Source organism: Streptomyces sp. WM6372 (assembly GCF_001279655.1).
Taxonomy (GTDB): Bacteria; Actinomycetota; Actinomycetes; order Streptomycetales; family Streptomycetaceae; genus Streptomyces.
Genome location: NZ_LGDB01000025.1, coordinates 45,168 through 57,978 on the forward strand (window position 1 = coordinate 45,168; position 12,811 = coordinate 57,978).

General features: G+C 73.4%; 14 protein-coding genes. 6 read left to right on the forward strand and 8 right to left on the reverse strand.

The window, feature by feature from the left end; all coding sequences use genetic code 11:
* Nucleotides 1-10: 10 nt before the first annotated feature.
* Both ADK52_RS04295 and ADK52_RS04300 read right to left on the reverse strand, forming a co-directional pair.
* Nucleotides 11-1,726 (reverse strand): hypothetical protein, encoded by a 1,716-nt coding sequence (locus tag ADK52_RS04295; RefSeq protein WP_147420054.1) that lies wholly within the window; start codon nt 1,724-1,726, stop codon nt 11-13.
* A gap of 249 nt (nt 1,727-1,975) precedes the next feature.
* Nucleotides 1,976-2,572 carry a DUF1707 and DUF4190 domain-containing protein gene (locus tag ADK52_RS04300; protein WP_234343363.1) on the reverse strand — a complete coding sequence of 199 codons (597 nt, stop codon included), beginning with the start codon at nt 2,570-2,572 and terminating at the stop codon, nt 1,976-1,978.
* Between the two features lie 133 nt (nt 2,573-2,705).
* On the opposite strand from ADK52_RS04300, the gene ADK52_RS04305 reads away from it, so the two are divergent.
* A complete protein-coding gene (locus ADK52_RS04305) occupies nt 2,706-3,431 on the forward strand; it encodes a hotdog fold domain-containing protein (protein WP_053688437.1) in 726 nt (241 codons plus the stop codon).
* 53 nt (nt 3,432-3,484) lie between these two features.
* On the opposite strand, the gene ADK52_RS04310 is transcribed toward ADK52_RS04305, so the two are convergent.
* The 3 genes from ADK52_RS04310 to ADK52_RS04320 all read right to left on the reverse strand — a co-directional run bounded on the left by ADK52_RS04310 (nt 3,485) and on the right by ADK52_RS04320 (nt 6,003).
* On the reverse strand, nt 3,485-4,411 hold the full coding sequence (locus tag ADK52_RS04310; protein ID WP_078987947.1) for an EI24 domain-containing protein: 927 nt from the start codon (nt 4,409-4,411) through the stop codon (nt 3,485-3,487).
* Between the two features lie 85 nt (nt 4,412-4,496).
* Nucleotides 4,497-4,919 carry an organic hydroperoxide resistance protein gene (locus ADK52_RS04315; protein WP_053688438.1) on the reverse strand — a complete coding sequence of 141 codons (423 nt, stop codon included), beginning with the start codon at nt 4,917-4,919 and terminating at the stop codon, nt 4,497-4,499.
* A gap of 64 nt (nt 4,920-4,983) precedes the next feature.
* On the reverse strand, nt 4,984-6,003 hold the full coding sequence (locus ADK52_RS04320; protein ID WP_053688439.1) for an NADP-dependent oxidoreductase: 1,020 nt from the start codon (nt 6,001-6,003) through the stop codon (nt 4,984-4,986).
* Nucleotides 6,004-6,102: 99 nt separating this feature from the next.
* Between ADK52_RS04320 and ADK52_RS04325 the strand changes: the two genes are divergently transcribed.
* The gene (locus tag ADK52_RS04325; RefSeq protein ID WP_053688440.1) at nt 6,103-6,525 is read left to right on the forward strand and encodes a MarR family winged helix-turn-helix transcriptional regulator; all 423 of its coding nucleotides are present in this window, start codon (nt 6,103-6,105) and stop codon (nt 6,523-6,525) included.
* Nucleotides 6,526-6,541: 16 nt separating this feature from the next.
* Here the strand turns inward: ADK52_RS04325 and ADK52_RS04330 are convergent, their stop codons facing one another.
* The gene (locus tag ADK52_RS04330) at nt 6,542-7,270 is read right to left on the reverse strand and encodes an SCO2400 family protein (protein ID WP_053688441.1); all 729 of its coding nucleotides are present in this window, start codon (nt 7,268-7,270) and stop codon (nt 6,542-6,544) included.
* Nucleotides 7,271-7,348: 78 nt separating this feature from the next.
* On the opposite strand from ADK52_RS04330, the gene ADK52_RS04335 reads away from it, so the two are divergent.
* Nucleotides 7,349-7,942 carry a hypothetical protein gene (locus tag ADK52_RS04335; RefSeq protein ID WP_053688442.1) on the forward strand — a complete coding sequence of 198 codons (594 nt, stop codon included), beginning with the start codon at nt 7,349-7,351 and terminating at the stop codon, nt 7,940-7,942.
* A gap of 10 nt (nt 7,943-7,952) precedes the next feature.
* Here the strand turns inward: ADK52_RS04335 and ADK52_RS04340 are convergent, their stop codons facing one another.
* The gene (locus ADK52_RS04340; protein WP_053688443.1) at nt 7,953-8,639 is read right to left on the reverse strand and encodes an esterase/lipase family protein; all 687 of its coding nucleotides are present in this window, start codon (nt 8,637-8,639) and stop codon (nt 7,953-7,955) included.
* A 219-nt stretch (nt 8,640-8,858) separates the two neighbouring features.
* Between ADK52_RS04340 and ADK52_RS04345 the strand changes: the two genes are divergently transcribed.
* Nucleotides 8,859-9,896, forward strand: a complete 1,038-nt coding sequence (locus tag ADK52_RS04345; RefSeq protein WP_053688444.1) for a rod shape-determining protein — start codon at nt 8,859-8,861, stop codon at nt 9,894-9,896.
* Complete coding sequence (locus tag ADK52_RS04350) at nt 9,893-11,464, forward strand: GAF domain-containing protein (RefSeq protein ID WP_053688445.1); 1,572 nt, start codon at nt 9,893-9,895, stop codon at nt 11,462-11,464. The genes ADK52_RS04345 and ADK52_RS04350 overlap by 4 nt, the downstream gene beginning before the upstream one ends.
* Nucleotides 11,465-11,488: 24 nt before the next feature.
* On the opposite strand, the gene ADK52_RS04355 is transcribed toward ADK52_RS04350, so the two are convergent.
* Nucleotides 11,489-11,929, reverse strand: coding sequence for an Lrp/AsnC family transcriptional regulator (locus ADK52_RS04355; protein WP_053688446.1), 441 nt, complete (start codon nt 11,927-11,929; stop codon nt 11,489-11,491).
* Between the two features lie 70 nt (nt 11,930-11,999).
* Here ADK52_RS04355 and ADK52_RS04360 point away from each other — a divergent pair, with 70 nt between their 5' ends.
* Nucleotides 12,000-12,809: a LysE family transporter gene (locus tag ADK52_RS04360; RefSeq protein ID WP_053688447.1), complete on the forward strand. Its 810-nt coding sequence runs from the start codon at nt 12,000-12,002 to the stop codon at nt 12,807-12,809.
* Nucleotides 12,810-12,811: the final 2 nt, after the last annotated feature.

Sequence of the window (12,811 nt, forward strand, 5' to 3'; positions counted from 1 at the left end):
TTCCTTCTGATCATCGGATGTAGCTCAGCCAGCTCTGGTCGCCGTCCTTGGAGCACTCGCCCTTCGGCGCGAACTTCGGGCACGTCCCGTCCTGCTGCCGGATCGTGTGCGAGACCCAGGGCAGGATCCGGTAGGTGCCGTCCTGCGCCGGCATGTAGCGGTCGGACATCGAGGAGGAGACCGTGCCGAGCAGCAGGAGCAGGGCGCAGAGGGTGCCGATCACGGCGCCCTCGCGGCCGGGGAAGCCGGTACGGCCGGCGGCGGGTGCAGACGGCTCCCCGTCGGCGGGCGCGGTCGCCCCGGACGCCGTGCGCCGCTCGGCCAGCTTCAGCGAGACCAGGTGCGCCACCAGCGCGCACAGGATCAGCCCGCAGTACAGCAGCTGGTTGTTGGTGCGCGTGTACAGCTGGACCGTCTGCGTCTCGTACATGTGCGAGGCGATGTACATGCGCATGACCCACGCGCTGATGAACATCGCGGCGATGGTGACGACCAGCGGCTTGCGCAGGCCCAGCCAGATCGCGGCGCCCAGGCACACGAAGGTCAGCAGGGCGAACAGTCCGACCCCGCCGAACTCCCCCGGCGGCGGCCAGTCGCCCACCTTGCCGGGCATGTCCGTGCGCCACATCAGGTAGTAGGCCGGGTCGGTGAAGTTGTCGAAGCGGAAGTTGTAGTCCTTGGTGGTCTGCCCTTCCTTCAGCATGACCATCAGGTAGCGCCCGGCCACCACCAGGAACGCCGCCAGGGCGCTGCCCATGAAGGCCGCGCCCTTGAGCCGGCCGGTCTTCCACGGGAAGTACAGCAGGGCGGCGAAGAGCACGCCGGCCGCACTCCACAGGAACCAGCCCGAGTACGTGAGGAACAGCACGCCCAGCACCGCGCCGAACCCGGCGCCCTTGAGCAGCAGCGGGCGCCAGCTCTCCGTACCGCTGCGGCGCAGCGCCACGACCATCGCCACCAGCACCGGGATCAGCAGGACGAGCACGGTCTGGCTGTACGGCTTGTACGAGTCTATGAGCGCGAACGCGGGCACGACGCCGAAGGCCAGCGCCCGGACGGGGCTCAGCAGCATCCGCCAGGCGAGGTAGACGAGCGGACCGAAGGCGGCGGCGCCGAGGATCTGGAGGTCCTTGAACGCGTACGCGGTGTTGCCGCCGTGGAACCACTCGGCGTAGTAGCCGAGGGTGTAGAGCGGCATCGGCGGGTAGACCGGCGAGCCCGAGGGCTGACCGTTCGCGACGGCATGGGCCCATTCGACGATGCGGCCGCTGTCACCGTTGAGGCCGAACATCGGCCACGGCGTGCCCAGCAGCGCGACGACCGCGCCCGCCGCGACGAAGCCGCTGGCCAGGCCGGCGAGCGCCGCGGCGGCCAGGCGCGTGGCGAGGTCGAAGTGGCGGCCGCCGCGCAGCCGCATCGCCAGCACCACGGCGCCGATGAAGAGCAGCCCGACCAGCGCGAACCGCAGCTGGATCGCGGCCAGACCACTGACCTGCGCGATCCGGTTGAGCGGGTTGAGCTTGAAGCCGCGTGCCAGCAAGGGGAGGACCAGTGCCGCGGCGAACGCCACGGCGGCTTCCAGCAGCAGGAGCCCGCCACGGGAGCGCGGGGTGCGCCGCGGGGCCCGGTCCGCATCCGAGGCCTTCGAGCTGCCGGGGGCGTTCGCGGCCGGTCCGCTCGGGGGAACGGGGCGCACGGCCGCCGACCCCTCGGTACTGACTGTCACTGACGGTGTCCCTACTGCTGGTCGGTGCTCGGCGCGACGGCCGGTCGTCGTTCTCGGCGATCCAATGCCCGGATCCGGGCCCACGGCTTCGGCGCCCGGAAGCTCCGACGGCTCCGGACGACGGCGGCGGGCGGCGGACTCAAGGACGGTGTGGGACAGCCTCGGCTCTTGCCGCCACGCATACTATCGGTCCGCCCTTGGCGGGTACCGGTCCCGGAAGGACGGCGTCAGCCGGCCGGGACGAACCGGTCAGTTGAGCGCCCCGAGTCCGGCGAGCAGGAAGAGCAGCACCCAGCCGCCGACCGACAGCCAGCCGAGCACCAGGCCGATCGTCGCGAGCCCGTCGCCCTCGTCTCCGCGCGCGCGGATCTGCGCCTTGGCGACGTGCCCGGTCGCCACGGCGCCCAGGCCCGCGGCGCCGAGCGTCGGCAGGCTCAGCACGCCGAGCGCGAGCGAGGTGATCGCCATCCCGTTGACGCGGCGGGCGGGCAGGGGCATGGGCAGCGGAACCGGCATCGGCATCGGCGCCGGCCCGTACGCGGCGGGCAGCCCCGCCGCGGCGGCGCCGAACGGGCCCGGCATCGGCCCGGCCGGCAGGTCCGCGACCAGCTGCGCGAGCTGACCGTACGTCTGCGCCTTGTACGCGGCGTCGAAGCGCTGCCCGTACTCCTCGCGGGAGAGCCGGCCCTCGGCGTACGCGGCCTTGAGCACGTCCACCGTCCGGTCCCGGTCGGTGTTCGAGGCGCGCATCGCGGACTGCGCGGTGGGTACGGGCTGCCACGGCTGCCCGTACGACTGCTGCTGCGGGCGGACCGGATACGGCTGCCCCCACGGCTGTTCGGCCATCCGGCCACCTCCGAAGCCCCTGCGCGCGGTACGCGTCTCTCCAGGATGGAGGACGAACGCGCCGCCACGATAGTTGCGGGGCCGCCTGGCCCACACCTGTGACGAGGACGACGTGTGTGATGGGGTGGCGGGCATGACCGACTTCGAGACGATCACGGTTCCGGCCCACCTCAGCGGATATCCCGGGGTGGCCTTCGGCGGTTACGTGGCCGGGGTGCTGGCTGCGCGGGCGACCGCGAAGACCGTACGGGTGGACTTCCGCCGGCCGGTGCCCACGGCCGCCCCGGTCGGGCTCGCCGCGACCGCCGACGGTGGCGCCCTGCTGGTGGACGGCGAGCTCCTGCTGGCGGCGGCGAGCCCCGCCGAGCCGGCTGTGGAGGCCCCCGAGCCCCCGTCCTGGGAGCAGGCCTCGGCGGCGGCGGACGCCTACCGGGCGGCGCCCCCGGACGGGATGGTCGACTGCTTCGGCTGCGGTCTGCACCGCACCCCCGACACCGGACTGCGCCTGCACTGCGGCCGGGTCTCCGGCGGCCCGCTGGTCGCCGCCGCCTGGACCCCGGGCCCCGCGCTCGGGGACGCGGACGGACTGCTGCCGACCGAGCTGGTGTGGGGCGCGCTGGACTGCCCGGGCAACGCGGCCGGGCGGCTGCTGGACGACCGGCGGGCCGGGGCGGTCACGGCAGCCCTGACCGCGCGGCTGCTGCGCCCGGTGCCGGTCGGCGCCGGCCTCGTCTCGTACGCCTGGCTGCTCGGCAGCGAGGGCCGCAAGTACCGCGTGGGCACGGCCCTGGCCACCGCGGACGGCGACCTGTGTGCGGTCGGCGAGGCCCTCTGGGTGGAGCCCCGCGCGCAGTCCTAGGGGTGTCCGCGCAGTCGTGGGCCAGGCAGGACTGCGCGGACACCGCCTGGGGGCTACTGCGCGTACGGGTTCTGCTGCGGCGCCGGGTACCGGGGCTCGGCGGCGTACGGCCCTGCGTACGGGGACTGCTGTCGCGGAGCCGGATGCGCCGGATGCGCCGGATGGCCGGGCTGCCCGGGCCGGCCCTGCCGAGCCGCCCCGTCGGCCGGGTCCTCGGCCCCGTCCCCGTCGGCCTGCTCCTCGTCCTCGCCGCGCAGCTCCCGGGCCATGAGCGTGGCCCCCGCCACCGCACCCGGCATCAGGAACACGGCGACCAACGGCACGAGGAATGCCAGGACCAGCGGGACTCCGAAGCCGAGCACCATCGCGCGGCGTCCGCGCAGCAGGGCCAGCCGGTCCTTCAGCTCCACCTCCCGGCGCTGGAGCGCCACGGCGGTGAGCTCCTCGGTGAGGAAGAAGCCGGACACGCAGAACCCGATGGCCGGGATCACGGTCTGTCCGACGACGGGGATGAAGCCCAGCGCGAAGAGCAGGATCCCGTACAGCAGCACCCGGCCGAGCACCTTGATGCTGTCCCGGGCCGAGATCCACAGCTCCCGCCACAGCGGCAGCCCGGACTCGGGGGCGTCGCCGCCGACGCTGCGGTCGACCTGCTCCGAGAGGGACTCGTAGAACGGCTGGCCGATCAGCAGGGTCACGGCGGTGAAGGTGATCACCGCGACGAACAGGCCGAGGCAGAAGACCAGCGCGGTGAGGAAGCCCCGGAACAGCCCGAGCCACGGCGCGGACCAGTCGTCGGCGAAGGGCGTGGCCCAGGAGGTCAGGTCGTCGGCGCCGTAGCCGAGCCCGATCAGCGCGCCGGCGTACAGCACGAGCGACACCAGCCCCGGCAGCAGGCCGAAGCCCAGCCAGCGGCCGTGTCGCAGCACCCATCTCTGTCCGGCCAGCAGATGGCCGAATCCCCCCGCAAGATCACGCATGGGTCCAGCTTAGAACGGGGGCCGGACACGGCGAAGGCCGCACCCCGCGGAAGCGGGGTGCGGCCTTCGGCGAGCGCGAGCCGGATCAGACGGCGAGCTCGACCGTGATGTTGCCGCGGGTCGCCTTGGAGTACGGGCAGACCTGGTGGGCCTTCTCGATGAGGTCCTTGGCGGTGGCGGCGTCCACGTTCGGGATCGAGGCGGAGATCTTGACGATCAGGCCGAAGCCGTCGTCGTTCTTGCCGATGCCGACCTCGGCGGTGACGGTCGAACCGGAGATGTCCGCGTTCTCGTTGCGGGCGACGACGCCGAGCGCGCCCTGGAAGCAGGCGCTGTAGCCGGCGGCGAACAGCTGCTCCGGGTTGGTGCCGGCGCCGCTGCCGCCCATCTCCTTCGGCGGGTTCACGACGACGTCGAGCTGGCCGTCGGTGGTCGCGACGCGGCCGTCACGGCCGTTCTCGGCGGTGGCGACGGCGGTGTACAGGACGTCGGACTGCTGGATGGACATGCGAAGAGATCCTCCTGGTAATCGCCGTGACTCGCGCCCACGATCACGACGGCGTGGGGTGAGCCTAGCCGGTGAAAGAAACGATCATCTTTCCGGTGTTGTCACCGCGCAGCATGCCGAGGAAGGCCTCGGTCGCGTTCTCCACGCCCTCGACGACGGTCTCGTCGGCCACGAGCTCACCGGAACGCAGCCAGCCGGCGACGTCCTGGACGAACTGCGGCTGGAGCCCGGCGTGGTCGCCGACGAGCACGCCCTGGAGGCGCAGTCGCTTGCCGATGACCAGGGCCAGGTTGCGCGGGCCGGGGGTCGGCTCGGTGGCGTTGTACTGGGCGATCGCCCCGCACAGGGTGGCGCGGCCGTGCACGTTCAGGGAGGAGATGGCGGCCTCCAGGTGGTCGCCGCCGACGTTGTCGAAGTAGACGTCGATGCCCTCGGGGGCGGCCTCCTTCAGCTGCTCGCCGACGGGGCCGTTCTTGTAGTTGAAGGCGGCGTCGAAGCCGTACTTCTCCGTGAGGAGCGTCACCTTCTCGTCCGAGCCGGCCGAGCCGATGACCCGGGCGGCGCCCTTGATCTTCGCGAACTGGCCGACGAGGCTGCCGACCGCACCCGCCGCGCCGGAGACGAAGACGGAGTCGCCCTCCTTGAAGGAGGCCACCTCGAAGAGGCCGGCGTAGGCGGTCAGGCCCGGCATGCCGAGCACGCCGAGGTAGGCGGAGAGCGGGGCGAGCGCGGCGTCGACCTTGGTGGCGTGCTGCGCGGGCACGTCGGCGTACTCGCGCCAGCCCAGGCCGTGCAGCACGTGGTCGCCGACCTCGAAGCCCTCGGCGGCGGAGGCCACGACCTCGCCGACCGCGCCGCCGTCCATCGGCTTGTCCAGCTGGAACGGCGGGACGTAGGACTTCACGTCGTTCATGCGGCCGCGCATGTACGGGTCCACGGACATGTGCAGGTTGCGCACCAGGATCCGGCCGGGGGCCGGGGCCGTGACCTCGACCTCGCGCAGGGCGAAGTCCTCGGCGACGGGCCAGCCCTGCGGACGGCGGACGAGGTGCCACTCGCGGCTGACGGCAGGGATCTCAGACATGTGCGCTCCCGAATCGAGGAATCGACGAATACTTCAGTAGGTGAAACAACCATGCGCCTGGATATTTCATGTTGTCAAGTAAATGGGTACTCTGGATCCATGCCCAGTCGTCGCGCAGATCCCCTGACCCTTGAGGTTGTCGAGCTCATCGGCTCCGTCGTGGCCCGCTACCACGAGGAGTACGAGGACGCGGCAGCCAGCCACCAGCTCACCGGTGCCCAGGCGCGGGTACTGAACCTGCTGTCCCTGGAGCCGATGCCGATGCGCCGGATCGCGCAGCAGCTGAAGTGCGAGCCCTCGAACATCACGGGCATCGTGGACCGGCTGGAGTCGCGCGGCCTGGTCGAGCGCAGGCCGGACCCGGCGGACCGCCGGGTGAAGCTGGCCGCCCCGACGCAGGAGGGCCTGCAGACCGCGGACCGGCTGCGCGAGTCGCTGGACTTCGCGCGCGAACCGCTGGCCGGACTGTCCACGGCCGAGCGGGCGGTCCTGCGGGACCTGCTCAAGCGGATGCTGGGCTGAGCGAGCGTCCGGCCGCTCAGCAGAAGAAGATGAACCAGCAGCCGGTCTTGGTCGGCGCGGGGCTGGGGCTCGGCGACGGCGGCTGCGCCGACCCGGAAGCGCTCGGCGAGGGCTTCCCCGACTGACTCGGCTTTACGGACGGCCCCGGCCCGGTGGCCCCTTTGGTCGGCCCGGGCTTCCCCGATGCGGAGGCCGACGCCGTCGGACCCGGCTGCGCGGACCCCTCGGCGGACGCCCCCGGCTCGGCCGGCTGCGTACCGCCGGCGGTGGCCTTCGCGGACCCGGACGCCTTCACCGGCTTCAGCGCCGTGGGCGCGGCGGGAGTCCCCTTGCCGCTCGGCAGCGGACCCGGATCCTGCGGGCCGTTCCCGTCGGTGAGCTCCACCTGTGCGGCCCGGTCGGTCTTCTGCCCCTCGGTGACGATCCGGGCCAGCGCGACCGTGCCCCCGACCGCGAGCGCCAGGCCCAGCCCGAGCGTCAGCAGGGTCCGGCGGCGCCTGCGGTGCGTGGCGCGGCGCCGCGATCCGGCCCGGCCGCCCCGGTCCGCACCGGACAGCACGACGAGCGAGTCCGCGAACGGGTCCGCGAGCGGGGCGCCGGCCTCGGACCGCGCGGAGCCGTAGGGGGCGGCGGGCACGGCGGACACCCCGGGCGCGGCGGGCGGCAGGTACTCGACCGGGGTTCCGCAGCCGGCGCACGCCAGGGCGCCGTTCAGGTGCCTCCGGCACGCGTGGCAGTAGTCCATGACGTCCGCACGCTACGTGGTCCCGCGCAACATCCGTATCGCGGGTTCGTGGAGGTCCTGTGTGGAATCGTGGCCTCCATGACCCCGTCCGCACCCTCGGGACCCTTCGGTCCGGCCGCCTTCCAACTGGTGCTTCTGCGTCGGATGGCGGACTTCCAGCCGGACCTCGCCGAGCAGGCGCGCCGGCGTCTCGGCGCCTCGCTCGCCGAGCAGCGGGAGGCCAACAAGCGCTGGCAGGCGATGGTCCGCTCGCCCCGCTCGCGCGGTGCGCTGGCCCGCTACCGCTCGGTGCTCGGGCCCCCCGAGTCCGCGGCCGCCCGCGCGATCGGCGATCTGGAGTGCGAGGCCCTGCTGTGGCCGGTGCCGCTCTGGCCGGACCTGCGCTTCGAGGTGCTGGCCGCGCCGGACGGGGCGGTGTGGAACGAGTGGCTGGTCCGGGCCCCTGGCGCGCGGGGGCCCGTACTGGAGTCACCGCAGGACCTGGCGCCCTGGTCGGCCACGGTGGACGAGGTGGCGCGGGCCTTCGCCCCGGTGCGCCCGATGGAGGGGACGGCGCCGACCCGGTGGCGCCTCGCGTTCAGCGCGCAGGGCCGGCCGTGCGTGGCGGAGTTCACGTACGGCCTGCTCCAGCGCGTCGCGGTCGACGGGGTCGAGGTCCAGGCCGCGCCCTGAGCGGCGGGCCCTAGGAGGCGAGGAAGGACCTGACGCCCGCCGAGGTGGCGTCGTCCCCCAAGAGGTCGTTGTGCTTCAGGCAGCCGACCGGCGTGTTGGCCGCCCCGGTGAGCGGGACGCTGTCGTCCGGGTTGACGACCTCGTCGCAGTTCGACCAGAACGTCGCGTACTTCACCGCGCCCGGGGTCTCGTCCCCCGCGTTCAGGTTCTTCACGACGTACGAACCGGGGGTCATGTCCCGGCAGGCCTGGTCCCACAGGGCGCAGGCCCACGCCGTGGAGGTGCCGTGGTTGGGGCCGGCCAGTGAGACCCAGTGGTCCACGGTCGCGGTGCCGCCGCCGAACTTCACGTACCAGCGGCCGACCAGCGAGCCGAGCGAGTGCGCCACGATGTCGACCCTGGCGGCGCCGGTCTGCCGACGGACCTGGTCGACGTACGCGCCGAGCTGTCCGGCCACGACCTCGTTGACGGACCGGTGCGTGTCGTAACCCCATGAGAAGAGCTCCGAGTCCGCGTACCCGGCGGCGCGCAGGTCCTCGCGCAGACCGCCCCAGACGCCCGGATCCGCGTTGTAGCCGTGGACGAAGACGACGGGGTTGTGCGGCTGCACAGGGGCGGCGGCCTGGGCCGGGGAGGGTGCGAGCAGCGCCAGGCAGAGCGTCAGGAGTGCGAGCAGTTTCTGGCGGGGCGTCAGCATGGGGTCCCCTTTACCTTGTTACGCGCGAGTAGCGCGTTCAGTGGCGGCATCGTGCTGCCTGTCGGTACAGAAATCCACCCCCGTGCAGCACCTCTCGCCCCGTGCGACACACCCGGCCGGAGCAGCCCAACGGGCGGTTTGACCCATTCGCCCGAGAAGATATGAAATGCAACCGGCAGTCGCCGGACTCTTGCGCCAGCGCTCTCGGGAGGATCTGCCGTGACCGTCAGTCTTGAGCAGTTGCGCCGCTGCCACGTCGCCGTCGACCTGGGAGCAGCCAGGACCCGCGTGTACGTCAAGGGCGCCGGCCTGGTGGTCGACGAGCCCAGCGTCGCCGCCGTCAACACCCGCACCGGCGCGCTCATCGCGGTCGGGACCTTCGCCGAACGGATGACCGGCCGCACGCCCGACTACATCCGCGTCGTCCGCCCCGTCTCCGGAGGCACCGTCGTCGACATCGAGATGGCCCAGCGGATGCTGCGCCACCTGCTCGGCGAGAAGCTGCGCCGCGCCCTGCGCCGCAAGCCCCGGCTGCGGGCCGCCGCCTGCACCCCGCACGACGCCGACCCGCTCGCGCAGCGGGCCGCCGTCGAGACGATGGTCGGGCTCGGTGCCCGCCGCGTCGAACTCGTCGACACCCTGATCGCGGCGGCCGTCGGCTGCGGCCTGCCCGTGGAGCAGCCGACCGCGACGATGATCATGGTGTGCGGAGCCGCCGCCACGCAGGTCGCCGTCCTCTCCCTCGGCTCGATCGTCACCGCCCAGCGGATCCCGGTCGGCGGCGAGGCCATCGACCACGCCGTCGTCCAGCACCTGCGCCACGCGCACGAGCTGATGCTGCCCAGCCAGGCCGTCCGGCCGCTCCAGGTGGCCCTGCACGGCAACGGCATCACCGGAGGGGGCCCCGCCTCCACCCTCATCCACGGCCGCGACGTGGCCACCGGACTGGCCCGCTCCGTCCACGTGGACACCGCCGCCGTCCGGGACGCCATCCACACCCCGCTGACCGCCGTACTCGACGGCATCGGCAAGGTCCTCCGGGACTGCCCGCCGGACCTGGTCGCCGATCTGACGGACCGGGGGATCATGATGGTGGGAGGCAGCGCCCTGCTGCCGGGCCTGGACCAGATGCTGCGCGACGCCACCGGCATGCCCGTCGCCATCGCGGAACGGCCGGACGTGTGCGCCGTGCTCGGTCTCGGCATGATGCTCGAAGGGAAGATCGCCCCGATGGTCCTCAACCCGCTGGCCGAATGACGAACGCGGCGCCCGAGCCGGCCGATCCCGCGGAACGGGCCAGTCTGCCCGTACTCCTGGAGGCGGTGCTCAGCGTCGGCTCCGAACTGGAGCTGCGGGCCACCCTCCAGCACATCGTGGACTCGGCGACCGAGCTGTGCGAGGCCCGGTACGGAGCGCTCGGGGTCATCGACCCCGAGCGCCTCCGGCTGACCGAGCTGTACACGGCCGGACTCGGCGAGGCGGAGCGCGCCGCGATCCCCCGGCTGCCCGACGGGCGTACGGGCCTGATCGGAGCGCTGATCACCGATCCGCGCCCGCTGATGCTGGAGGACCTGTCCGAGGACCCGCGCTCGGCGGGGTTCCCGCCGGGCCATCCCGTCATGCACAGCTTCCTGGGCGTCCCCATCCGGGTCCACACGGAGGTCTTCGGCAACCTCTACCTCACCGAGAAGCGGGGCGGCGGCCCGTTCACGGACGAGGACCTCGCGCTGGCACGGGTCCTGGCCTCCCAGGCGGGGATAGCGATCGGCAACGCCCGGCTGTACGAGACGGCGCGCCGCCGGGAGCGCTGGATCGAGGGCGCCGCCGCGGTCACCACGACCCTGCTGGCCGGCCGCCCGGCCGCCGACGCGCTGATGTGCGTGGCCGAACGGGCCCGGCTGCTCGCGGACGCGGCGGCCGGGGTGGTCCTCCAGCCGACCCCGGAGGGCGGCATGGAGATCGTGGCGGCCTCCACGCACGGGGACCCCGGCGACCTGGTCGGGACGGCGATCGCCCCCGGCTCACCGGTCCTGGTCCAGCTCCTGGGCGGCGAACCGGTCTTCATAGAGGACTCGGCGACGGACCCCCGGATGACCACGCACGTGCGGGAACGATTCGGCCCGAGCATGATGCTGCCGCTCCAGAGCGGCGGCCAGCTGATCGGCACCCTGGCCCTGCCGCGCGCCCGCGGCGGGCGCCCGTACGACGCCGTGGACCGGCTGCTGGCCTCGCAGTTCGCCTCCCAGGCCGCGCTGGCCCTCGTACTCGCGGACGCGCAGCACGACCGCGAGCAGCTGGCGATCTACGAGGACCGCGACCGGATCGCACGGGACCTGCACGATCTGGTGGTCCAGCGGCTGTTCGCGACGGAGATGATGCTGGAGAGCACGAAGAAGCGGTCGGCGGCCGCGCCGGCCGGGGACACCGTCGGCGACGAACTCGGCCGGGCGGTGGACGAGCTCGACTCCACCATCCAGGAGGTCCGCACCGCCATCTTCGCCCTCCAGCAGCCGCCGAGCGACGCCCCGACGACGTTCCGCGGCCGGGTCCTGCGGGAGACGGGCGGGGCGGCGGTCCTGCTGGGCTTCCAGCCGTCGGTCCACTTCACGGGCGCGGTGGACGCACTGCTCCCCGAGCCGGTGGCGGGCGACCTCCTCTCCGCCCTGCGCGGAGCCCTGGCCGCGGCCCACCGCCGCTCGCAGACCACGTCGATCGAGGTCACGGTGGCCGCGACCCCGACCCGCGTCCGCCTGGCGGTCACGGACGACGGCCGCACGGAGTCGGGGACCCGGGGCACGACGCTGAACTGGGAGTCGGCGCTCTAGCCCGGCCCAGCCCCCGGCCCAGCCCTACGTCGTCGCCGGCCCGTGGGCGCCCTTGAGGGCGATCCGCGTACTGGACTGCGCCACGCCGGCCTCGCGCTTGAGCCGGCGCAGCAGCGCGTCGAGCGCGGCGGGATCGGCGGCCCGGGCCCGTACGAGGTAGTCGTACTCCCCCGTCACGTGCACGACCTCGGTGATCCCGGGAAGCGTGACGACCCGCTCCTCGAACTCCTCGTTGGTGGTGTCCTGCCGCAGGCTCAGGTCGATGAAGACCACCAGCCCGCCGCGGGTGTCGGCGGCCGGATCCACGATGACGGTGAACCCGCGGATCACCCCGTCCCGCCGCATCCGGCGCACCCGGTCGGCGGTGGCGTTGGCACTGAGCCCGACGCGGACGCCGAGGTCGCGGTACGAGATCCGCGCATCCTGCTGCAAGATGCCGAGGATTTCCCTGTCGAGGCGGTCCATGCCGCGATTCTCGCAGCCGGGTCCGATAAGCGCCGCTGCACCCGATGCCCTTGCGTCCACCCTCGTCGCCATGAACGGATTTCTCTCCCCGGCGCTGTCGGGGGCGGTCGCGGGCCTGGGCGTGGCGATGCCGATGGGTGCCATGAGCGTGCTGCTGCTCCAGGAGGCGATACGCCACCGCCGCACGGCGATGGCCGCGGCGGCGGGCATCGCGACGGTGGACCTCGCCTACGCGGCCCTGGCCACGGCCCTGGGCCCCTGGGTGGCCTCCCACGTGACCCCGATGGAGGCGTGGATCCGCCTGCTGTCGGCGACCGTGCTGCTGTCGATAGCCGCCCACGCCCTCTACCGCAGCCGCGCACTTCCGGCGCCCGAGCCGTCGCCGTCGCCGTCGCCGTTGTCGGCGTCGGCGTCGGCGGCGGCGGCGAAGCCGGGACACGGCCCCGCCGTCTCGGCTCCGCCGGCGGACCTTCCGGCCCCTCCCGCGTCCGGAGCGCGGGGGTCCGGGGGCGGAGCCGGCTCCGGGCACGCGGCAGCCGGCCCGAGCGTCGGGGACGTCCCCGCGGGCGGGGCCCGGCACCCGGCCACGGCCCGCGCGGCCTTCGGGCGGTACGTCGCCCTCACCGCCGTGAACCCCACCACCGCCCTCTACTTCGCCGCGCTCACCACCGCCCAGGCCTCCACCCTCACCACCCCCACCACCGCCGCCGCCTTCCTGGCCGGCGTCGCCGCCGCGTCCCTCCTCTGGCAGCAGACCCTCGTCGCGATCGGCGCCGCCGCCGGCCGCCGGATCTCCCCCGGCGCCCGCACCTGGACCTTCCGCCTCGGCTACGGCCTCGTCGCCGCCTACGCCCTCAAGCTCGCCTTTCCGTTGCCCTAGAC

Coding starts and splice junctions, on each gene's coding strand:
- ADK52_RS04320 (WP_053688439.1), bottom strand. CDS start 6,003: ATGTCTGAGATCCCTGCCGTCAGCCGCGAGTGGCACCTCGTCCGCCGT.
- ADK52_RS04335 (WP_053688442.1), top strand. CDS start 7,349: ATGACCCCGTCCGCACCCTCGGGACCCTTCGGTCCGGCCGCCTTCCAA.
- ADK52_RS04305 (WP_053688437.1), top strand. CDS start 2,706: ATGACCGACTTCGAGACGATCACGGTTCCGGCCCACCTCAGCGGATAT.
- ADK52_RS04325 (WP_053688440.1), top strand. CDS start 6,103: ATGCCCAGTCGTCGCGCAGATCCCCTGACCCTTGAGGTTGTCGAGCTC.
- ADK52_RS04330 (WP_053688441.1), bottom strand. CDS start 7,270: ATGGACTACTGCCACGCGTGCCGGAGGCACCTGAACGGCGCCCTGGCG.
- ADK52_RS04300 (WP_234343363.1), bottom strand. CDS start 2,572: ATGGCCGAACAGCCGTGGGGGCAGCCGTATCCGGTCCGCCCGCAGCAG.
- ADK52_RS04315 (WP_053688438.1), bottom strand. CDS start 4,919: ATGTCCATCCAGCAGTCCGACGTCCTGTACACCGCCGTCGCCACCGCC.
- ADK52_RS04310 (WP_078987947.1), bottom strand. CDS start 4,411: ATGCGTGATCTTGCGGGGGGATTCGGCCATCTGCTGGCCGGACAGAGA.
- ADK52_RS04360 (WP_053688447.1), top strand. CDS start 12,000: ATGAACGGATTTCTCTCCCCGGCGCTGTCGGGGGCGGTCGCGGGCCTG.
- ADK52_RS04340 (WP_053688443.1), bottom strand. CDS start 8,639: ATGCTGACGCCCCGCCAGAAACTGCTCGCACTCCTGACGCTCTGCCTG.
- ADK52_RS04355 (WP_053688446.1), bottom strand. CDS start 11,929: ATGGACCGCCTCGACAGGGAAATCCTCGGCATCTTGCAGCAGGATGCG.
- ADK52_RS04350 (WP_053688445.1), top strand. CDS start 9,893: ATGACGAACGCGGCGCCCGAGCCGGCCGATCCCGCGGAACGGGCCAGT.